Raw genomic sequence first — 21,897 nt, forward strand, 5'->3', positions numbered from 1 at the left:
CGTTCTTTTTCTCACTACAATTGTTTCCGCGACTTTTGTTACCTTTGCTGTTGAATGGACGCTTTCGTCCACAAGAGTAAACTTTTTTCATGACGTAAAGAGTGTTTAAATGACAGCAAAAAAAACCGTTCACTTAGCACAATCTTTTTATGGGTACTCTCTGCTAGTTACTTACTTTACAGCTATTCGTTGCATACGGGCTATTGGAAATAGCCACTTTATTGCAGTTTGGCATTGTTCTTTCTGATCCTTGTTAGCGGAAAGTTGTTCACGAAACGGAACTTCTGGATTTCTTTTTGATCATGAGCTATTTCTTGGGAAATGCCTAGTCCTGTCATCATAAAAAAAGACTCAAAACCTTGGTTAATCAAGGTTTTGAGTCTTTTAAGTATTAATGAGTTTTACACTTGTCGTATAAACCTTTTTCTTTAATCACTTTGATCAAAGTTTCTCCAATTACGGATGGAGTGTCTGCAACTTCGATTCCAGCTTCGTTCATTGCTTTGATTTTATCAGCAGCTGTTCCTTTACCACCAGAAATAATCGCACCGGCATGGCCCATACGTTTTCCTTCAGGTGCAGTTTGTCCGCCAATAAATCCAACAACCGGTTTTGTCATGTTCGCTTTAACCCACTCAGCAGCTTCTTCTTCAGCTGTCCCGCCGATTTCACCAATCATAACAACTGCATACGTGTCTTCATCTTCGTTGAATTCTTTCAACACATCAATAAAGTTTGTCCCGTTTACTGGGTCTCCGCCAATACCGACAGCTGTCGATTGGCCAATTCCCTCTTCAGACAATTGATGAGTCGCTTCATACGTCAGTGTACCTGAACGTGAAACAACGCCAACATGTCCTTTTTTGTGAATGTATCCAGGCATGATGCCGATTTTACATTCGTCCGGAGTAATAACTCCCGGGCAGTTTGGTCCAACAAGACGTGTTTTTTTGCCTTCCATGTAACGGTTCACTTTGACCATATCCAATACTGGAATATGCTCAGTGATACAAATTGCCATGTCCAGTTCAGCTTCAACTGCTTCAAGAATTGCGTCCGCAGCGAAAGGTGCCGGTACGTAAATTACAGATACGTTAGCTCCTGTAGCTTTTACTGCATCTTCTACAGTATTGAAGACAGGTACGCCTTCAGCTTCAGTTCCGCCTTTACCTGGTGTTACACCCGCAACGATTTTCGTTCCGTATTCAAGCATTTGCTTTGTATGGAAAAGGGCAGTTGACCCTGTAATTCCTTGTACAAGCACTTTTGTGTCTTTATTAATGTATACACTCATTTTTGTCCCTGCCCTTCTTTAGCCTACAAGTTCTACAATCTGTTTAGCGCCATCTGCCATTGTTCCAGCAGCTACGATATTAAGACCTGATTCATTCAGCAGTTTTTTACCAAGCTCTACGTTTGTTCCTTCAAGACGGACTACTAATGGCACATCTAAGCTTACTTCTTTTGCAGCTTGAATAACGCCTTCCGCGATGATGTCACACTTCATGATACCGCCGAAAATGTTAACGAAAATTCCTTTTACATTCTTATCAGAAAGAATGATTTTGAAAGCTTCCGTTACTTTCTCAGCAGTGGCACCGCCCCCAACGTCAAGGAAGTTAGCGGGTGTTCCGCCGTAATAGTTGATCGTGTCCATCGTTGCCATAGCAAGTCCTGCGCCGTTAACCATACAGCCGATGTTCCCGTCTAAAGAAATGTAGCTTAAGTCATACTTAGAAGCTTCAATTTCTTTTGGATCTTCTTCGTCGAAATCACGCAGTTCCACAATGTCTTTGTGGCGGTAAAGAGCGTTTTCATCAAAATCAAATTTTGCATCAAGCGCTAAAATATTGCCATCGCCAGTTTCAACCAACGGGTTGATTTCAACGATAGAAGCATCTTTTTCGATAAATACAGTGTATAAACCAAGCATAAATTTCGCCGCTTTATTTACAAGTTTTGGTGGAATATTCATGTTGAAAGCCATACGACGTGCTTGGAAACCAGTCAAGCCGACTACTGGATCGATAACTTCTTTAAAAATCTTCTCAGGAGTATTTTCAGAAACTTCCTCGATATCTACTCCACCCTCTTCAGAGCCCATCAGAGTAACACGAGCAGTTTGGCGGTCAAGTACCAATCCGACGTAGTATTCTTTCTTGATGTCAGATCCTTCTTCGATCAAAAGGCGTTTGATTTCTTTACCTTCTGGACCGGTTTGGTGAGTCACAAGAACCTTACCTAAAAGTTCTTTTGCATAAGTGCGGACCTCATCCAAGTTTTTAGCGATTTTAACGCCGCCAGCTTTGCCTCGTCCACCTGCGTGGATTTGAGCTTTTACCACGACAACATCCGTACTCAGTTCTTTAGCTGCCTTCACTGCTTCTTCTGGAGAAAAAGCAACGGTGCCGTAAGAAACTGCTACTCCATATTGTCTAAGAAGTTCTTTTCCTTGATATTCATGGATATTCATCTGTCATCCTCCAATCAAACATCTCTATCGTAATTTTATTACCATAACCATTGTATTAAAGTTGTCATAAAATGTCCACCGTTGTTCGTTATTCTAACAAAACTTCGTGTATCCAAAACAGTTAGTTTTCTCTCAAAAGAGATTTTACCGGTTCAAATGTCGTTCGGTGAATCTCACAAGGCCCGTACTTTTCAAGTGCTGCAACATGATCTTTTGTTCCGTACCCTGCGTGTTTTTCAAAACCATACAGTGGATACTGAACCGCATATTCTGCCATCAATGCATCTCTTCTGGTCTTTGCCAAAATAGAAGCTGCTGCGATGCTCAAGCTTTTCGCATCACCTTTAATAATAGATTTACAAGACATAGGAAGTTCCAACATCATCGCATCAGCAAGTACAACGGTCGGTGCAGGAGATAATAACAATGCTGATTGCGTCATCGAATTGCGTGTCGCTTGGTAAATATTAAGACAATCAATTTCTTCTGGTGACTGAATATGAACTGCGTAGCTAACAGCGATTTTTTTAATGATTTCAGCAAACACGTCACGTTTTGCTTTGCTCAATTGTTTGGAATCATCTAAACCGATGAGACTTGTGCAGTCTTGTGGCAAAATAACTGCCGCTGTTACGACGGGACCTGCAAGCGGTCCTCTACCTGCTTCATCAATGCCTGCTACTAAATCAGACGATGTTCTTCTAAATGACTCATCAAATTCAAGCTTAGACTCATGATTTTCTACTACTTTTTCTCGTCGTGCTTGTTTTCGTTTCCAAGTAGCTAATAAGGTTTGAACACTTTTACGTGAATCACGTTCAAGTTCTTCTATCCATGATTGCCACGTCGTTACTTCATTTAACTTTTCTTTAAGTTCATTAGTTGTTTTCATCCATTCAACTCCTGTTTTCATCTACATAAAAAAACTGCTCCTCATAATCGAGGAACAGCTCATTTCAAAAGAGCGAATGCTCACTCTTCTTCAATCATTTCATCTCTATAATCGAATGTCACTTTGCCTAAATGTTGGTTCCGAATATCTCGTACTATCACTTCAGCAGTAGTTTCATAATCAACTTCACCATGTTGATCTAAACAGCGACGTTTTTTGCCAATATGATCAAACGTATTGACGATTTCTTTATCGACATGATCAATGCCATAGCGTTCCATCATTCGTTCCGGATAACGTTCTTCTAAAAATTTTAACGAATAGATGGCAAGTTCTTGCATTTGAATAACAGAGTCTTTTATCGCACCTGTAACCGCTAATTTTAATCCTGTTTCAGGATCTTCAAATTTCGGCCATAAAATACCTGGTGTATCCAATAACTCAATTTCTTTGCCCACTTTAATCCATTGCTGCGCTTTTGTGACCCCTGGCATATTCCCAGTTTTCGCTAAGCTTTTTTTTGATAAACGGTTGATGAGTGTCGATTTTCCGACATTTGGAATTCCAACAATCATCGCTCGAATGGCACGAGGTTTAATACCTTTTGCAATCATCCGATCCCATTTCTCTTCAAGAATTTCTTTTGATGCTTTTGTAACTAATTGTAGCCCTCTACCTTCAAGCGAGTTGATGGCAACGGCACGCGTACCTTGATCTTCGAAATAACGGATCCATTTTTTCGTTTCAACTTCATCGGCCATATCCATTTTGTTTAAAATAATGAGACGTGGTTTTTGTTGTATCACTTGATCGATCATCGGATTTCGTGAAGATAAAGGCAACCTGGCGTCCACAAGTTCAAAAATAATATCCACTAATTTCAGTTTTTCAGTAACTTGTCTTCGCGCTTTTGCCATGTGTCCAGGAAACCATTGTATCGTCATAAAACCACTCCTTATTTTACAATTCCCGCTTCAGGCAGTGGCCAGAAAACGAAATTTGTGTCACCAATTACTTCATCGGTCGAGACCAATCCGATATGACGGCTATCTTTACTTGCACGGCGATTATCACCCATCACAAAGACAAATCCATCAGGTATAATGTTTTCTCCTCCGGTCACATCTTCTAAAACAAAGTCTTCTGTAAGTGTACCGGTGATGCCTTGTTTGTATACATCCAAATAAGGCTCTTCTATTGCTTTACCATTTATATATAACTGGTCATCTTCATAGGCAACGTGGTCACCTGGCAACCCGATTATACGCTTAATATAATCTTTTTTCTCTGGGGCATGAAAAACGATAATATCGAAACGGTCTGGTTCTCCAACTGAATAACCAATTTTGTTAACAATCATACGGTCTCCATGCTCCAATGTTGGCATCATCGACTCTCCATCTACAACAATCGGTGTAAATAAAAAGAATCGAATAATTGCAGCCAAGCCGAAGGCGATCAATAGAGCTTTAGACCATTCCCAAAGTTCATTTTTCTTTTTTACTTCAGTCTCCATGCGTGTTCCTCCCCAAACTTACTTTTTTAATTGTACAAGGAAATATACTTTTTAGCAAAAAAAAAGAGGGCGCAAGCGCCCTCTTTCATCCATGCAATCTTATCGAATTTCTTTAATACGAGCTGCTTTACCGCGTAGTTCACGCAAGTAATACAATTTCGCACGACGTACTTTACCACGACGGGTAACTTCAAGCTGTGCAATTTTTGGTGTGTGTACAGGGAATGTACGCTCAACACCAACACCGTATGAGATTTTGCGAACAGTGAATGATTCACTGATTCCGCCTCCACGACGTCCAATTACGACTCCTTCGTATACCTGAACACGTTCGCGAGTACCCTCGACAACTTTAACGTGTACACGAACAGTGTCTCCGGGACGGAATGTTGGAAGATCCGTGCGAAGTTGTTCTTTAGTGATTTCTGTAATAATGTTTTGCATTATTTTTCTCTCCTTCTACAGATGCTCTTACACCAAATCAAGTGTTGCAGCGGAACATCGTGATCCTGTACTTCACATAAAAGTACATTGTCCATGATACCACTGATAATCTATCGGTGCAAGAGTAAAATTGGTCGTATTTTTATTCCTTTAATTCTTTGATAATTTTTTTTTGCTTGTCAGTCAATTCGATTTTTTCAAGAAGATCCGGACGTCTATCAAACGTTCTTTTCAAGGTTTGTTTTTCGCGCCATTCTTCTACTTTGCCATGATTTCCAGAAGTTAAAACATCCGGTACCTTCCAACCTCTAAAATTGGCTGGACGGGTGTATTGTGGGTGTTCTAGCAACCCTGTAGAGAATGAATCACGAATAGGAGAATCGGCATTGCCTAGCACTCCTGGAAGCAGTCTGACGACACTATCGATGACAGTCATAGCCGCAAGCTCGCCACCCGTCAGAACAAAATCACCAATTGAAATTTCATCAGTCACTAAATATTCGCGAATACGCTCGTCATAGCCTTCATAATGACCGCAAATAAATACCAACTCTTCTTCATTCGCAAGCTCTTCAGCTTTTTGTTGCGTAAAGCGTTGACCTTGAGGACACAATAAAATAACGCGTCGTTTGCTATTTGGTGTGAGGTTTTCAACTGCATTGAAAATGGGTTCTGGTTTCAAGACCATCCCGGCTCCACCACCAAACGGGTAATCATCTACTTGACGCTTATTGTCCGCAAATTCACGTATATCTACGACATTTAGACTAACAGCATTTTTATCTTGCGCTTTTCTCATAATTGAATGTTGAAAGACGCCTTCAAACATTGGTGGAAATAATGACAATACGTGAATATTCATCAAGACAATAACCCTTCAATAACTTCAATAATTACTTTCTTTTCGTCGATATCAATTTCTTTGACGATTTCTTCAGTGTAAGGAATGTAATGCTTTTTGCCTTTCTCAGGTGTTACTTCCCATACATCGTTTGCACCTGTTTCTAAAATCTCACTAATTTTTCCAAGTTGTTGACCTTCTATCGAAAAAACTGTGCACCCAAGAATTTCATGGTGGTAATAAGCATTTTCTTCAAGTTCAGTTAAATCGTGTTCAGCGATTCGCAAATAAGACTCTTTAAACGGCTCAACGTCATTGATGTTTGGATATCCTTCAAAAGTTACTAATTCAAAGTTTTTGTGCTGACGATGACTAGCAATTTTCACCGTGATTGGTTTTTTAGCTTCTGGCATAAAAAGACCCAATTTTGTTCCGACCGCGAATCGTTCTTCTGGAAAATCGGTACGTGATAATACACGGACTTCTCCACGAATTCCGTGCGTGTTAACAATTTTACCTACGTTAAACCATTGCACAAGCAAACATCCTTTCTAAGCTATTTTTCTGAAAAAAAAAGAAGGAACCGGGGCTCCTCCTTTTTCTTAATCCACAATATCGAGATACGTTTTTTTCTTATGGTAACCGCCTGCTGCTGAGTACACAATCGAACGAACAGCTTTTGCTACACGTCCTTGTTTTCCGATGACTTTCCCTGTATCCTCTGGATGCACGGAAAGCTTGTAGACAATTCGGCTATCGTTTTCGTCAGTATCGACACGAACTTCTTCCGGATAATCAACTAACGGTTTCACAATGGTCTCAATCAGCTGCTTCATAAGAAACTCTCCCTTACTTGCTTAGTTTTTCATTATGGAATTTCTCCATAATGCCTTTTTGAGAAAATAAGTTACGAACAGTATCAGATGGTTTAGCACCATCGTGAAGCCATTTCAATACTTGCTCTTCATCAATTTTAACTTCAGCTGGAACTGTCAGTGGGTTGTAAGTACCTACTGTTTGGATTTGACGACCATCACGTGGAGCACGTGAGTCTGCTACTACAATACGATAAAAAGGAGAACGTTTAGCTCCCATACGTTTCAAGCGAATTTTTACTGCCATTTCTTAAAGCACCTCCGAATAGTTTCACACAAGATATTATATTAGCAAGCTTTAAATAGTTTGTAAAGTATTTTTTCTTAACACCTTGATATTTTTACTTAAAAAGTGAGTCTAGACCCGGCATTCCCATTTTTTTTCGTCCTTTTTTCGTGTTCATGCCAGACATTTGCTTCATCATTTTCTTCATGTCTTCAAACTGTTTTAACAGTCGATTAACATCTTGAATGTTAGTCCCTGAACCTTTAGCAATTCGTTTTTTTCGATTTGCATTAATAATTTCAGGCGTTGTTTTCTCTTTTTTAGTCATCGAATAAATAATGGCTTCTACTCGATCCATCTGACCTTCATCTACTTTTGCATTTTCTAATCCTTTGATTTTATTAGCACCTGGGAGCATTTTTAAAATTTCATCTAACGGTCCCATTTGTTTTACTTGAGTCATTTGCTCAAGAAAATCATCAAAAGTAAACGTAGACGTTCTGAACTTTTCTTCTAATTCTTTTGCCTTTTCTTCATCGACATTTGACTGTGCTTTTTCAATCAACGATAACATATCGCCCATGCCGAGTATACGAGATGCCATACGTTCTGGATGAAAAGCTTCAAGTGCATCCATTTTTTCGCCCATCCCGACAAATTTAATCGGTTTTTGCGTAACCGCACGAATGGAAAGTGCCGCACCACCTCGAGTATCGCCATCAAGTTTTGTTAAAACAACACCTGATATGCCTATCGCATCATCAAAATTCTGAGCTACATTAACAGCGTCTTGACCCGTCATTGAATCGACCACTAGGAAAATTTCGTCCGGCTCTTTGAGCGCACGGATATCTTTTAATTCCTGCATTAACGCTTCATCAACATGTAAACGCCCTGCTGTATCAATGATGACGGTATCTAAATGCTCTGCTTTTGCGTGTTCTATTGCTTGACGCGCAATTTCTACAGGAGACACATCTGTGCCTTTTGAGAAAACCGGGAGAGATAACTGCTTGCCGATGGTCTCTAGCTGCTGAATTGCAGCTGGACGATACACATCAGCAGCCACTAAAAGTGGTTTCCGGTTGTGTTTTCGACGCAATAAATTCGCGAGTTTCCCTGTTGTGGTTGTCTTACCAGCACCTTGTAGACCGACCATCATAATGACTGTTGGCTGTTTAGTTGAAAACTCGATTTTTCGTTCTTCGCCGCCCATCAATTCGGTCAGCTCATCTTTAACAATTTTCACAACTTGTTGTCCTGGTGTTAGGCTGTCCATGACATCTTGCCCTATCGCTCGTTCACTGATTTTTTTGACGAATTCTTTTACTACTTTTAAGTTAACATCCGCTTCAATCAAGGCGAAACGAACTTCGCGCATCATTTCTTTAACGTCTGCTTCGTTGACTTTCCCTTTGCCTTTAATTTTGGTCATCGTACCTTGTAGGCGTTCAGATAAACCTTCAAATGCCATTCTTTCCGCCTCCTAATCCCATTCTTTGAGTTCGCCCAAAAATTGTTGGACACGCTCTTCTGTGAATGGCTTTTTTTCAAATGACGAAACTAATTGCTGCCTTTTTTGGAATTTCTCGAAGAGCTGTAATTTTTGTTCATATTCTTCTAGCATCGCTTCTGTTCGGCGGATATTGTCATATACTGCCTGTCGAGTGATGGTGTATTCTTCAGCAATTTCTCCCAGTGAATGGTCATCTAAGTAATACAGCATCATGTAACTGCGTTGTTTAGGTGTCAATAGCTCTTGATAGAAATCAAACAAATAGTTTATACGTGTTGTTTTTTCTAGTCCCATCATTGGCGCTCACCCCATTCGCTCTCTAGATTAGAATACTGAAAACAGATAGTGCTGTCAAGTATTTTTACTTGTCTGTCTGAGCATCTTCTGCTTGTTGTTCTTTGTCTAATCCGTCAGCAAACAAGCCATAAACGTATTTTTGTGCATCAAATGGTTGCAAATCGTCTAGTTTTTCTCCAAGACCCACATACTTCACAGGAATTTTCAACTTATTACGAATAGCTAACACAATCCCGCCTTTTGCTGTTCCATCAAGCTTTGTCAAAACAATTCCCGTTACGTCTGTAACTTCTTTAAAAGTTTGTGCTTGGAGCATCGCATTTTGTCCTGTTGTAGCATCTAGTGCTAATAATACTTCATGTGGTGCTCCAGGAATTTCACGCGAAATCACACGATGAACTTTCTGAAGTTCGTTCATCAAATTAACTTTGTTTTGCAGACGTCCTGCTGTATCACAAATCAGCACGTCTACTCCACGAGACTTGGCTGAACGGACAGCGTCGTACATAACTGCTGCGGGATCTGACCCTTCGCTTTGCTTTATAACATCAACGCCGACACGCTTGCCCCAAACATCGAGTTGTTCAATAGCACCCGCACGGAATGTATCACCAGCTGCTAGCATAACGGTTTTGCCTTCGTTTTTAAAACGATGCGCCAGTTTTCCAATTGTGGTAGTTTTACCAACACCATTGACGCCAACCATTAAAATAACCGTCAACCCATCAACGAAATTGATTTCGTTAACTTCTTCATCACCAGCTTGGTAAATTTCAACTAATTTTTCCGAAATAACCGATTGAACATTTGATGTGTCTTTTACGTTTTTTCGTTGTACTTCAAAACGCAAATCATCCATCAATTCAATAACGGTTTCAAATCCAACGTCTGCTTGCAACAAGATTTCTTCTAATTCTTCAAAAAAATCTTCATCGACTTTGCGGTATTTTGCTACCAAATCATTAATTTTCGACGTAAAACCTGTACGGGTTTTAGCTAATCCTTCTTTGTATTTTTCAGTTGATTCTTCTGCTTCCGCATTGCCAGCAAATTTATCTTTTAATTTTTTAAAGAAACTCACAGTCGATCTCTCCTTTTTCAGTTTTTTTCTTCAAGTTTGACCGAAACTAGTTTGGATATTCCCGATTCTTGCATCGTAATGCCATATAAAACATCGGCGCCTTCCATCGTTCCTTTGCGGTGTGTAATAACGATGAATTGCGTGTCTTCACTGAATTTCTTCAAGTATTGACTGTAACGTACGACATTCGATTCATCAAGCGCGGCTTCGACTTCATCAAGTACACAAAACGGAACAGGTCTCACGTTTAAAATGGCAAATAATAATGCAATCGCTGTGAGTGCACGTTCCCCACCTGATAGTAAACTCAAGTTTTGCAGTTTTTTACCAGGTGGCTGCGCAATAATTTCGACACCGGTCATTAGCATATCTTGTGGGTTGGTTAATACTAAGTCCGCAGAACCCCCCCAAACAGCTCTTTAAATACGCGTTGGAATTGAATCCGAATCGCATGGAAAGTGTCATCGAAACGACTTGTCATTTCTCCATCCATTTCACGTATCAGCGTTCGTAATGTTTCTTTTGCTTCGTTTAGATCATTGCGCTGCTCTGTTAAGAAGGCATGGCGGTCCGAAACATGTTCAAACTCCTCAATTGCGCCAACATGGACTGGTCCTAACTCTTCAATCGATCGCTTAAGAAGTTTCACTTTTCTACGAACTGCCACTTCTTCATCCATCATTTCAAATTGTTTAGCTTGCTCAAACGTCAGCTGATAATTGGTTTCCAATTGACCAATAAAACTTTGAATTTGTACTTCTAGTCGTGTCGATTTGACTTCAAAAATTCGTATCGCTTCTACATAACCTTTGTAAACTCGATGTTGTTCTTTTAAGTTTTCTTCAAGCTCATTCAAGCTTTTTTGTTGCTTTCCACGTTGTTCTTTTGTTTTATTGACTGTTTGTTGGGATTGTTTCTTTTTAACAGCCCATAAACTGATCTCCTGTAAAATTTCTTCGTCAGAATAAACTTTCGCTGCTTCTTCTGATTGAATCCACCGCAATTCTTTTTCTTGGTCTTGCAATTTCCGGTTACTTTTCTCTAAACGTTCGAAAAGTTCGGCTTCGCTTGCAGTTAATTGTGCAACTCGTTCTTTGGTTACGGCATAAAGTGATTTTTTCTCAGCTAATTTCTCAAGTATTTGATCACGTGCGGTTTCGTTTTGCTGCTTAAAAAGAGTCAATTCATCTATTTTTACGGTGATGGCAGCAAGCTCATTCTCTGCAACTTCTAGACGCGTCAACGCGCTATTTTTACGACCTGTTATCGCGGTTAAATCGTATTCTTTGTTTTTCTGTTCAGCTTCAAAAACGTAAAAACGCTCTACCGTTGTTTTTAGCACTGCTTCTATTTCACGCAAAACAATCGCATTTTCTGCTTCCATATCTCGATATTTTTCGCCTTCAGTTTGCAAGAATGCCATTGTTTCTTCTACTTTTTTAACTTCTGTTTGCTCTTTTTGCACCGTTTTTTCAGCAGCTATGATCGTTTCTTTTAACTCTGAAGCTTGTACCAGTAACTGTTCAAGTTCGGCTTTTCGTGTAAAGAAAGAGGCTTGCGTTTTGTTCGCTCCACCTGTCATTGACCCACCTGCGTTAACGATATCACCTTCTACTGTCACCACACGAAAACGATTGCCGATTAACTTAGCAATCGCTGTTGCACCTTTTAAGTCTTTGGCAATAATGACGTTGCCTAATAAGTTTTCGATGATCATTGCGTATTGGGAATTGTAATCGACCAATTCGAATGCCATTTTAATATAGGAAGGATGTTCGCTCAACATCGCCAATGTGTGCTCTGGTATGTGTCTTGGCTTCATAACTGTCATTGGTAAAAAAGTCGAACGCCCAGCTCGTTTCTTACGCAAGAAATCAATAGCTTGTCGTGCATGTTCTTCATTTTCTGTCACAATATGTTGACTCGAAGCACCTAAAGCTGTTTCAATTGCTTTTGCAAAAGACTTCTCGACTTGAGCAATTTCAGCAACTGCTCCTCTAATGCCTTGCAATTGCCCTTTTTCACGTGCCATTAGCACTTCTTTTACACCTTGAAAAAAGCCAGAAAAATCAGCTTCTAATTCCTGAAGTGTCTCGATGCGAGAGGCTAATTGCTTTTGTGACTGATAAGCTTGAAAAAGCATGGCTTGCTTCTGTTCTGCAGATTTTTTTTGCTGTTGATACAGAATGTCGCTGTCTTTGTATTGCTGGCGCTTACTGTCTAACTGCACTCGAACTTCTTGAAGGTTTGTCTCAGCTTGTATCTTGTTCTTTTCAAGCTTTGAAAGTTGAGTCGCAAAGTCTGTTCGCTGCAAACTAATGCGACCTGTCGACTCAGATAATTGTTGTTCTTGCAAACCAATATTTTTTAATTCGTTTTTAACAGTAGCTTGTTCATTCCTCAAGTCAATATAAACAGACTTGCAATTTTCAATTTCATTGTCAATGTCTGCAGGTGTACGATTCAACTGACCTTCAAGATCTTGAATTGCTGTTCGTAAGTTTTGTCTTTCGGCTTTACGTTCTTCTAACCATGCTAACTGTTCGCCGTGTTTTTCCTTCAAACTTGCGTTTTCCTGCTTTTCTACATTTAAATTGTCTTGCAATTGTTGTGCTTGACGATGTGCATTGCTTTTTTTCTCGGTCATCAAGAGCTTGCGTCCTTGCCATCTTTCCGTTTCAGCACTCGCTTCAATTAAAGCGTTTTGAGCTCTATCTATTTGGCTATCCATCTCTAAAAGCACTTTTCTTGTTTTAGCAACGATATGCTCTTTTTCATTTATTTCTGCTGATAATTGGTATTCTTGTTTAGAATGAACCTCGGCATCTCGTGTTAATTGTTCTAGCTCTTGCTCTAAATTTCCTGCATCGTAAGCAAGTAAAGCAATATCAGCATCCTTCAGCTGTTCGTTCATATCTAGAAAATCGCGCGCAGTTGAAGCTTGAATTTGAAGCGGCTCCATACGTTCATCTAATTCATGCAAAATATCAAGTACACGATTTAAATTTTCATCCGTTTCATTTAATTTGACTTCTGCTTTTTTCTTGCGCTGCTTGTACTTTAAAACTCCAGCAGCTTCTTCAAAAATTGCTCGCCGTTCTTCTGCTTTTGAATTTAGAATTTCGTCTACTCGTCCTTGAGAAATAATGGAAAAAGCTTCCTTGCCAAGTCCCGAATCCATAAACAAATCGGTAATGTCTTTTAATCGACAGTTTTGTTTATTTAAGAGATAAGCACTTTCGCCACTACGAAAAACCCTTCTTGTTACACTGATTTCGCTGTAATCAAGAGGGACACGACCGTCCGTATTATCTAAAACTAACGTCACTTCCGCAAAGTTAAGTGCCTTTCTTGACTCGCTACCGGAAAAAATAACATCTTCCATTTTAGCACCACGTAATGATTTTGCTGATTGTTCACCAAGAACCCAACGGATCGCATCTGTAACATTGCTTTTACCACTACCATTTGGACCCACAACAGCTGTTACTCCTGGCACAAAGTCAATGCCGATACGATCAGCAAAAGACTTAAACCCCATGACTTCCAATCTTTTCAAAAACATGTATTACTCCTCCGCCGCTTCTTGCAGTTTACGGATTGCTAGCTGTGCTGCTTGCTGTTCCGCTTCTTTTTTTGATCGGCCATTGCCAACTCCAAGTTCTTTGTCTGCTAAAGACACGCGCGTGACAAAAATACGACTGTGAGCCGGACCGATTTCATCAATAATTTCATAATTCAACGCTCCGGCATTCTTTTGTTGAACCAACTCTTGCAACTGGCTCTTATAATCCATCACATGCGAAAAAGCACCGATATCTACTTTTGGAAATAACACTATTTCCAGAAATCTGACAACAGGTTCTAACCCTTGGTCCAGATAAAGTGCACCGATATACGATTCGAAAACATCAGCCAAAAGCGCAGGACGTGTTCGGCCACCAGTCAATTCTTCTCCTTTGCCTAAAAGGATGTATTTGCCAAAATCAAGTTCGTTCGCAAATAAAACCAACGAAGGTTCACAAACAATTGCTGCACGCAACTTTGTTAACTCGCCTTCGCTCATTTCCGGATACTTCATGTATAGGTAATGCGAAACTGAAATTTCCAGTACCGCATCTCCTAAAAACTCTAGGCGTTCGTTGTCGGTGAACTGTTTTCTTCGATGCTCATTCACATAAGATGAATGGGTAAATGCTTGGTAGAGCAAAGCTGGCTTGTGAAATGAAACATTTAACTCTCTTTGTAATTGTTCAAATGCCACTTTAGCACTTTCCTTTACAAGACCAGACTTTTGATGATTTGTTTTTTTATTTATCGCCATTTTTATCTGCCTTTCTGTGTATACTTCCTTCGATTTTACCTGTTTTTCAGCGTTTGTGCAAAAAAAGAATTGACGCACAATTGCTTAGTATAACAGCAATTATGCGTCAATAGATGTTAGCGTATTATTGTTTCTTTTCGATGTACGTTACTGCGTCGCCTACTGTGTTCATGTTTTCAGCGTCTTCATCAGAAATTTCCATATCGAACTCATCTTCAAGTTCCATAACAAGTTCTACTACGTCCAATGAATCTGCACCTAGGTCACCTGTAAATGAAGCTTCAAGTTTCACTTCGCTTTCTTCTACTCCTAGACGATCCACGATTACTTTCGTTACTCTATCTAATACTGTTGACAATGTCGTCACCTCCCCTCAAATAGTATACAAAAAATTTAGTTACATGACCATGCCACCATCAAGGTGCAGTGTTTGACCGGTCATATATGAAGCATCATCTGAAGCTAAAAATAATGCTGCTTTTGCAACATCTTCTGGAGCTCCAAAACGGCCGAGTGGGATTTGTCCCATCATGGTTTTCTGAACATCTTCGTTCAATTGATCGGTCATGTCTGTCGTGATAAAACCAGGTGCAACTGCGTTCGCTGTAATTCCACGGCTTGCTAGTTCGCGCGCTGTTGTTTTTGTCAAGCCGATAACACCTGCTTTTGACGCAACATAGTTTGCTTGTCCCGCATTTCCCATGACACCTACGATTGAAGCAATATTGACAATTCTTCCAGAGCGTTGTTTCATCATTTGACGGGTAACAGCTTTTGTACAAATAAATACGCCTTTTAAGTTAATATTAATCACGTCATCCCATTCGTCGTCTTTCATGCGCATCATTAAGTTATCACGCGTAATTCCAGCATTGTTTACTAAAATATCTACAGAACCGAACGTCTTCATTGTTTCATCAATCATCGCTTTTACTGAATCTGCTTCTGATACATTGGCTTTAACCGCAATTGCTGTTCCGCCATTAGATTCGATATCTGCGACGACTGCTTCTGCTTTTTCTTGGCTGCCACTATAATTGACTACTACTTTTGCACCTTCTGCTGCAAATTTTCGGGCGATTTCTGCACCAATCCCACGAGACCCACCTGTAATAATTGCTGTTTTCCCTGCAAGTTTACTCATTTTCCCAACTCCTCTACCGCTTTTCCAAACGACTCTAAGTCATACACCGGAAAAGTTTTCACTGAGCGATCAATTTTTTTCACTAAGCCACTCAATACTTTTCCAGGACCAATTTCGACAAACACTGTTACACCAAGGTCAATCATTTCACGAACTGATTGCTCCCATAGAACTGGAGAGTACAATTGACGAACGAGGAGATCTTGAATTTGAGTTGCGTTTGTTTCTGCTTTTGCCGTGACGTTTGAAACGACTGGTACTTTCGCATCTAACAAGAAAGAAACACTCAGTTCTTTCGCTAAATCTTGGGATGCCGAACGCATCAATTCTGAGTGGAATGGTCCGCTGACATCAAGTGAAATGGCCCGTTTAGCTCCACGCTCTTTTGCTAGTAAACAAGCTTGTTCAACTCCTGCTTTTGTACCCGAAATAACAATTTGTCCTGGGCAATTCAAGTTAGCAAGTTGAACAACGCCTGTCGTGTCCGTCACTTCATTTGTTACTTTTTCAAGTTCTTCACTTTCCATACCAAGAATAGCAGCCATTGTCCCTTCTCCAGCTGGAAAAGCCGTATTCATAAACAATCCACGCTTATGTACAATATTAACTGCTTTTGGAAATTCTAACACATTCGAAGTTACGAGCGCGCTATATTCGCCAAGACTGTGGCCTGCTGTATAATCCGGACGAATACCAGCACGAATCAAACGTTCTGTAATCATTGAACTAACTGTTAATAAAGCGGGCTGCGCATGATACGTTAACGTCAGCTGTTCTTGTGGACCTTCTAGCATTAACTTGGATAAGTCTAGGTCGAGTGCTTGATCTGCACTTTCGAAAAATTTACGGCTCGTGTCGTCTTCTAAAAAGCTCTCGCCCATTCCGACTGTTTGCGACCCTTGGCCTGGATAGATAAATGCAATTTTAGTCTTCATGTAAAGTCTCCTTTTTCAGCGTACTGTAAATTGTGCCTGTTACATCAAATTCAACCATCGTACGCGTTTGGCGTATCGCATTGAATAAGGCGTTAGCATTTGATGAACCATGAGCTTTAATGACAGGTGCTTTTAAACCAAATAATCCTGCGCCACCATATTCGCTATAATCCAACATACCTTTTAATCCTTTTATATCATCTTTGACAAGAAAAGCAGCTACTTTTGTTTTTGCTGAACTCATAAATACGTCTTTAATCATCGAAAAGACGTTCATCGCCGTTCCTTCAATCGTCTTCAAAACCATATTGCCAGTAAAGCCATCTGTCACTACAATATCAGCTACTCCATTTAATAAGCCTCGCGACTCTACATTGCCAACAAAATTAATCGGCGCTTTTTTTAATAACGGAAAAGCAGCTTTTGTTAAGTCATTGCCTTTTTTCTCTTCTGTTCCAATATTTAATAAGCCCACCGTCGGATTTTTAATGCCGCGAACTTTTTCAGCATAAATGCTACCCATAATCGCGTATTGCACAAGATGTTCAGGACGAGCTTCCGCATTCGCACCCATATCAAGCATTACGAATCCTTTGCCGTCGAGTGTCGGCAAAGTTGGAGCTAGAGCTGGACGATCCACGCCATCAATACGACCTACGATAAACAAGCCGGCTGACATGAGTGCGCCTGTATTGCCTGCGGATACACAAGCATCTGCTTCACCGTCTTTTACAGCTTGCGCCATTCGAACCATTGATGCATCTTTTTTACGACGAACCGAGCGTACAGGATCGTCTTCTGATTCGATCACTTCTTCACAGTGCATGATTGTTAAACGATCATGTTCTGTCAAAAATTCCTGCATTTTTTCTTGATGGCCATATAACTGAATTTCAATATCCGGATATGCTGTTAACGCTTTATAAACGCCACCAATAATTTCTTTTGGAGCATTGTCTCCACCCATTGCATCTACTGCTATTTTCACTTTACGTCACCTTCACTTTGTTCTGTCATGCGATACATTTCAAAAGTGCCGATAAAAACCGTTTGCTGTTCAACTGAAGAAGTAACTTTGACAAACGCTCTATTTTTTTCAGGATAATTGTCGATTACTTCTGCTTTTGCAACAATTCGTTGACCTGCTCGAACCGGACGTAAAAATTGCAGTTCCGATTTCACTGTCAGTGCCAGATCTTCATTCATGACAGCTACTGCCAATGAATTGGCTTGTGCAAATAAATGATGTCCTCTGGCAATTTGATTGCGTTGAAAAACATGTTCGGGTTTAACATCGAAAATTGAAATTGCTTTTTGATCTAATTCAATATCAATAATTTCGCCAATTACTTCGTCGATAGGCAAAGATTTGACTTCGTCTTCAAAAGTTTTTACAGCCACGTGTTTAATTCGCTCTCGAAGTTCCGGAATCGCAAGTTCCATTCGATCTAATCGAATGGTTTGCACACTAACGTCGAATATTATCGATAATTCTTCATCAGTCACAAAAGGATTTTCTTTAATCGAGTCTTGTAATGCTTGTTGTCGCTGTTTTTTCGGTCTTTTCACTGTGTCACCGCCCGCTATTAGCACTTGGTACTAATATGAGTATATAAATAACAAAAAAAGAATGCAAGGAAAATTAATACCTAGCATTCTTAATCGAGTCGACCACCCGATAATATTCCTGACTTTTCAATTTGCTGACGCAAACAAGACATGTCTTCCGCATGCCAAAACTCTTCACTGCTAATCAATTTTTCCGCATCTTTTCTAGCTGTTTCAAGTGCTCGGTAATCATGAATCAAATCAGCCATTTTAAATTCAGGAATACCACTTTGCTTTCGACCAAAAAAGTCTCCTGGGCCTCTTAGCTGCAAATCCTTCTCTGCCAGTACAAAACCATCGTTAGTTTCAGTCATCGTCGTCATACGCTCTTTGCCGATCTCTGTTTTCGGGTCTGCTAACAAGATACAATATGACTGTTCACTGCCGCGTCCAACACGTCCTCGTAATTGGTGCAGCTGTGACAAACCAAAACGTTCGGCGTCGTAAATAAGCATAAACGACGCGTTTGGTACATTCACGCCAACCTCTACAACCGTCGTCGACACTAATACGGCAATTTGTCCTTCTGAAAATTCGCGCATTGTCTGTTCTTTTTCATCTGAGTGCAAGCGACCATGCATCAATCCAACCGTAAACCGGTCTTTAAAATACATCGATAACTGCTGAAACAAATCGACTGCATTTTGATAATCCAGTTTATCGGATTCTTCGATCAGCGGACAGATGACATAGGCTTGTCGTCCTGCAGTTAACTCTTTTTCCATCCGCCCAACAATTTTGCCAAACATCTCTTTTTTCATCCAATAGGTTTCAATTTCTTTGCGACCAGCAGGCATTTCATCAATCACGGATACATCCATTTCTCCAAAAGCAGAAATCGCCAACGTTCGTGGAATCGGTGTAGCCGTCATAAATAGAACATCTGGATTATAGCCTTTATCCTTTAACACACGTCGCTGATCTACGCCAAACCGGTGTTGCTCATCGGTAATGACAAGACCTAGCTTGTGGAATCGCACTTCAGGCTGAATCAAGGCATGAGTACCGATCAATAAATCAATTTCACCATTAGCTAACTGCTCCAAAATCAATTGTCTTTTTTTGCCTTTCACTGAACCTGTTAAAAGAGCAATGTTCAACGAAAAAGGTCGAAACCACTGTTCTAATGTATTGGCATGCTGTTCTGCTAAAATTTCAGTCGGTGCCATTAACGCACCTTGTAGTCCTGCTGTATAAGCTGCATATAACGCAATCGCAGCTACTACAGTTTTGCCAGAACCCACGTCACCTTGTAGCAGACGATTCATACGAAATGGTTCTTTCATATCCTTGCAGATCTCATTGACGACTCGTTTTTGTGCAGCTGTCAAATTAAAAGGAAGCGATTCGATGAATATTTTCAAGCGTTCGAGATCGTAATCAATAAAAGAACCACCTTCTTCTTCACGATTCTTTTTGCGAAGCGCTTGCATTTTCAACTGAAAAACCAACAATTCTTCGTAAACAAATCTTCTACGCGCTTGTTTGACTTTTTCACCATCTGGAGGAAAATGAACCCATTCTAAAGCTTCTTGAATTGGTGCCAATTGATACGCATCGACAAACACTTTTGGCAAACAATCTTCCATATCTTCTTTTACTAAATCTAATGCTTGCCTCATCAGTTTCCGAAATGTTTTTTGGTGAATGCTCCCTTTCAAACTATAAACCGGTTCAAAATCCGCTCCATTTGTCCTTGGACCGATAGTATGATTTGATACCGTAATAACTTGACGACCACGATCCCATTTACCAGTTAAGGTAATAATTTCTCCTAAATGCAGTTTTGCTTTTACGTAAGGTTGATTAAAGAAAATTGCTTTGATCAAATGACGGCCAACCAACACGCGGACTTGCGTACGTGATTTATTCTTACCTAAAAAAAGGACGGAAGGTTCACTTTCGACCCTTCCCTCCACTGTAACGCGCTCATTATGAGGTGTATCAACCAGATCCTTTAATTGAAAATCTTCATGGCGGTATGGAAATGTCATAATCAAGTCATGCAAGGTCTCAATTTTCATTTCCTGTAAGGTTTCGACGGCTTGTTTCCCTACTCCTTTTAATATGGCGACAGACTCTTTACTGCCCACTACCAACGACTGCTCCTCCGAAAATTTTGGATTCGAGCCATTTTCCGGTAGGAGTTGCGGCAAGTCCACCTTTTGCAGTTTCTCTTAATGCACTAGGCATAGACTGACCAATTTCAAACATCGCACCAATGACTTCGTCACACGGAATACGGCTAGTAACACCTGCTAACGCCATATCTGCTGCTACCACTGCGTTAGCAGCCCCCATTGCATTACGTTTCACACAAGGCACTTCTACTAATCCCGCCACTGGGTCGCATACTAGACCAAGCATATTTTTCATGGTAATTGCGAACGCTTCTGAACATTGTTGCGGAGTCCCACCAGCCATTTCGATAATAGCTGCTGAAGCCATACCAGCGGCTGATCCTACTTCTGCTTGACAGCCACCAGCCGCTCCTGAAATTGATGCGTTATTCGCCACAACAAAACCAAAAGCGCCTGCTGTGAATAAGTAACGAATCATTTGCTCTCGTGTTGGATTTAACTTATTTTGAACAGCGAATAATGTGCCTGGTACAACGCCTGCAGAGCCAGCTGTTGGCGTTGCGCAAATTGTACCCATCGCTGCGTTAACTTCATTTGTCGCTACTGCCTTGCTTACAGCATCAATTAATAAGTCGCCAGAAAGCGTGTTGCCTTTTTCACGGTAAGCTTGCAATAGTACCGCATCTCCACCGGTAAGCCCTGACACCGAATGAACGCCTTTTAATCCTTTTTCCACGGCTTCTTCCATAATTGTTAAATTGTGATCCATTTGAATCATTATGTCTTCACGAGAACGATCCGTCATCAGCATTTCTTGCTCAATCATGATTTCTGAAATCAATTTCTCTTCTTTTTCAGCTCGTTCAACTAATTCTCTTACATTACGGAATAAAGCTTCCATTATTTAGCCCTCCAATTTAATCGGCAATTCTTGTTACTTGTGTAATGTTGGGAAGTTTACGTAACTCGTCCATCACTTCTTTATCAACGTTTTGATCTACTTCAATAACCATCAATGCCATATGTCCTTTTTCTTTACGGGAAACTTCCATATGACCAATGTTGATATCGTATTTGTATAAACAATTAGCGACATTGGCAATGCATCCTGAACGATCTTCATGAACAACTAAAATTGCCGGGTGATTTCCCGACAATCGCAAAGGAAATCCATTAAGCTCTGTAATTTCAATTTTACCGCCACCGATAGATATACCCATCATCGACATTTCAGATTTCGCATCTCCAATGACAATACGCGCAGTATTTGGATGATCCACATGACCTGTCTCTGGAATAAATTCAAAAGACATTCCTGCATTTTTTGCTTCTTCAAAAGATGTTTTGATGCGCTCATCAAAAGTATCGTAATCCAATAGTCCACCAATGATTGCAACATCTGTACTATGGCCTTTATAGGTTTCTGCAAATGAACCGTATAAATGCACTTTCGCCCATTCTGGCTGCCTACCAAACAAATCTCTCGCTACTCTTCCGATACGAGCTGCTCCCGCAGTATGCGAAGAAGATGGTCCAATCATGACCGGACCGATTATATCAAAAACAGATTTGAACTTCATGGCTCAAACCCCTCACTTTCAGTTTACTTATATTCTTAGTGTACATGAATCTGACATATTTAAC

The 21,897-nt window shown here is 40.3% G+C and carries 22 protein-coding genes and 1 pseudogene; all 23 read right to left on the reverse strand.

What is annotated here, in order from left to right:
* Positions 1-391 precede the first annotated feature (391 nt).
* The gene (gene sucD, locus I858_RS10800) at positions 392-1,294 is read right to left on the reverse strand and encodes a succinate--CoA ligase subunit alpha (RefSeq protein ID WP_049693283.1); all 903 of its coding nucleotides are present in this window, start codon (positions 1,292-1,294) and stop codon (positions 392-394) included.
* An 18-nt stretch (positions 1,295-1,312) separates the two neighbouring features.
* Positions 1,313-2,473 (reverse strand): ADP-forming succinate--CoA ligase subunit beta, encoded by a 1,161-nt coding sequence (gene sucC / locus I858_RS10805; RefSeq protein WP_049693284.1) that lies wholly within the window; start codon positions 2,471-2,473, stop codon positions 1,313-1,315.
* A 121-nt stretch (positions 2,474-2,594) separates the two neighbouring features.
* Positions 2,595-3,365 carry a ribonuclease HII gene (locus tag I858_RS10810; protein ID WP_049693285.1) on the reverse strand — a complete coding sequence of 257 codons (771 nt, stop codon included), beginning with the start codon at positions 3,363-3,365 and terminating at the stop codon, positions 2,595-2,597.
* A gap of 80 nt (positions 3,366-3,445) precedes the next feature.
* The gene (gene ylqF, locus I858_RS10815; RefSeq protein WP_049693286.1) at positions 3,446-4,309 is read right to left on the reverse strand and encodes a ribosome biogenesis GTPase YlqF; all 864 of its coding nucleotides are present in this window, start codon (positions 4,307-4,309) and stop codon (positions 3,446-3,448) included.
* A gap of 11 nt (positions 4,310-4,320) precedes the next feature.
* Positions 4,321-4,881 (reverse strand): signal peptidase I, encoded by a 561-nt coding sequence (gene lepB, locus I858_RS10820; protein ID WP_049693287.1) that lies wholly within the window; start codon positions 4,879-4,881, stop codon positions 4,321-4,323.
* 99 nt (positions 4,882-4,980) lie between these two features.
* Positions 4,981-5,325 (reverse strand): 50S ribosomal protein L19, encoded by a 345-nt coding sequence (gene rplS / locus I858_RS10825; protein ID WP_049693288.1) that lies wholly within the window; start codon positions 5,323-5,325, stop codon positions 4,981-4,983.
* Positions 5,326-5,467: 142 nt separating this feature from the next.
* On the reverse strand, positions 5,468-6,187 hold the full coding sequence (gene trmD, locus I858_RS10830; RefSeq protein WP_049693289.1) for a tRNA (guanosine(37)-N1)-methyltransferase TrmD: 720 nt from the start codon (positions 6,185-6,187) through the stop codon (positions 5,468-5,470).
* Positions 6,187-6,702, reverse strand: a complete 516-nt coding sequence (gene rimM / locus I858_RS10835) for a ribosome maturation factor RimM (RefSeq protein ID WP_049693290.1) — start codon at positions 6,700-6,702, stop codon at positions 6,187-6,189. The genes trmD and rimM overlap by 1 nt, the downstream gene beginning before the upstream one ends.
* A gap of 66 nt (positions 6,703-6,768) precedes the next feature.
* Complete coding sequence (locus tag I858_RS10840) at positions 6,769-7,002, reverse strand: KH domain-containing protein (protein ID WP_049693291.1); 234 nt, start codon at positions 7,000-7,002, stop codon at positions 6,769-6,771.
* Positions 7,003-7,015: 13 nt separating this feature from the next.
* Positions 7,016-7,288 carry a 30S ribosomal protein S16 gene (rpsP, locus tag I858_RS10845; protein WP_049693292.1) on the reverse strand — a complete coding sequence of 91 codons (273 nt, stop codon included), beginning with the start codon at positions 7,286-7,288 and terminating at the stop codon, positions 7,016-7,018.
* A gap of 94 nt (positions 7,289-7,382) precedes the next feature.
* Positions 7,383-8,741 (reverse strand): signal recognition particle protein, encoded by a 1,359-nt coding sequence (gene ffh / locus I858_RS10850; RefSeq protein WP_049693293.1) that lies wholly within the window; start codon positions 8,739-8,741, stop codon positions 7,383-7,385.
* A gap of 12 nt (positions 8,742-8,753) precedes the next feature.
* Entirely contained in the window at positions 8,754-9,077 is a 324-nt protein-coding gene (locus I858_RS10855) for a putative DNA-binding protein (protein ID WP_049693466.1), read from the reverse strand.
* Positions 9,078-9,144: 67 nt separating this feature from the next.
* A complete protein-coding gene (gene ftsY / locus I858_RS10860; RefSeq protein WP_049693294.1) occupies positions 9,145-10,161 on the reverse strand; it encodes a signal recognition particle-docking protein FtsY in 1,017 nt (338 codons plus the stop codon).
* A gap of 17 nt (positions 10,162-10,178) precedes the next feature.
* A pseudogene (smc, locus tag I858_RS10865) lies at positions 10,179-13,726 on the reverse strand (chromosome segregation protein SMC).
* Between the two features lie 3 nt (positions 13,727-13,729).
* Positions 13,730-14,485, reverse strand: coding sequence for a ribonuclease III (gene rnc / locus I858_RS10870; protein WP_049693296.1), 756 nt, complete (start codon positions 14,483-14,485; stop codon positions 13,730-13,732).
* A 124-nt stretch (positions 14,486-14,609) separates the two neighbouring features.
* Entirely contained in the window at positions 14,610-14,843 is a 234-nt protein-coding gene (locus I858_RS10875) for an acyl carrier protein (RefSeq protein ID WP_049693297.1), read from the reverse strand.
* A 39-nt stretch (positions 14,844-14,882) separates the two neighbouring features.
* On the reverse strand, positions 14,883-15,629 hold the full coding sequence (fabG, locus tag I858_RS10880) for a 3-oxoacyl-[acyl-carrier-protein] reductase (protein ID WP_049693298.1): 747 nt from the start codon (positions 15,627-15,629) through the stop codon (positions 14,883-14,885).
* Positions 15,626-16,564 carry an ACP S-malonyltransferase gene (gene fabD, locus I858_RS10885; RefSeq protein WP_049693299.1) on the reverse strand — a complete coding sequence of 313 codons (939 nt, stop codon included), beginning with the start codon at positions 16,562-16,564 and terminating at the stop codon, positions 15,626-15,628. Before fabD ends, fabG begins: the two co-directional genes overlap by 4 nt.
* Entirely contained in the window at positions 16,554-17,552 is a 999-nt protein-coding gene (gene plsX / locus I858_RS10890) for a phosphate acyltransferase PlsX (RefSeq protein ID WP_049693300.1), read from the reverse strand. Before plsX ends, fabD begins: the two co-directional genes overlap by 11 nt.
* Positions 17,549-18,133, reverse strand: coding sequence for a transcription factor FapR (gene fapR, locus I858_RS10895; protein WP_049693301.1), 585 nt, complete (start codon positions 18,131-18,133; stop codon positions 17,549-17,551). The genes plsX and fapR overlap by 4 nt, the downstream gene beginning before the upstream one ends.
* A gap of 89 nt (positions 18,134-18,222) precedes the next feature.
* Entirely contained in the window at positions 18,223-20,265 is a 2,043-nt protein-coding gene (gene recG / locus I858_RS10900) for an ATP-dependent DNA helicase RecG (protein WP_049693467.1), read from the reverse strand.
* Positions 20,255-21,154, reverse strand: coding sequence for an L-serine ammonia-lyase, iron-sulfur-dependent, subunit alpha (gene sdaAA / locus I858_RS10905; RefSeq protein WP_049693302.1), 900 nt, complete (start codon positions 21,152-21,154; stop codon positions 20,255-20,257). The genes recG and sdaAA overlap by 11 nt, the downstream gene beginning before the upstream one ends.
* 16 nt (positions 21,155-21,170) lie before the next feature.
* A complete protein-coding gene (gene sdaAB / locus I858_RS10910) occupies positions 21,171-21,833 on the reverse strand; it encodes an L-serine ammonia-lyase, iron-sulfur-dependent subunit beta (protein WP_049693303.1) in 663 nt (220 codons plus the stop codon).
* Between the last annotated feature and the right edge of the window lie 64 nt (positions 21,834-21,897).

It is taken from the genome of Planococcus versutus, assembly GCF_001186155.3.
Classification (GTDB): Bacteria; Bacillota; Bacilli; order Bacillales_A; family Planococcaceae; genus Planococcus; species Planococcus versutus.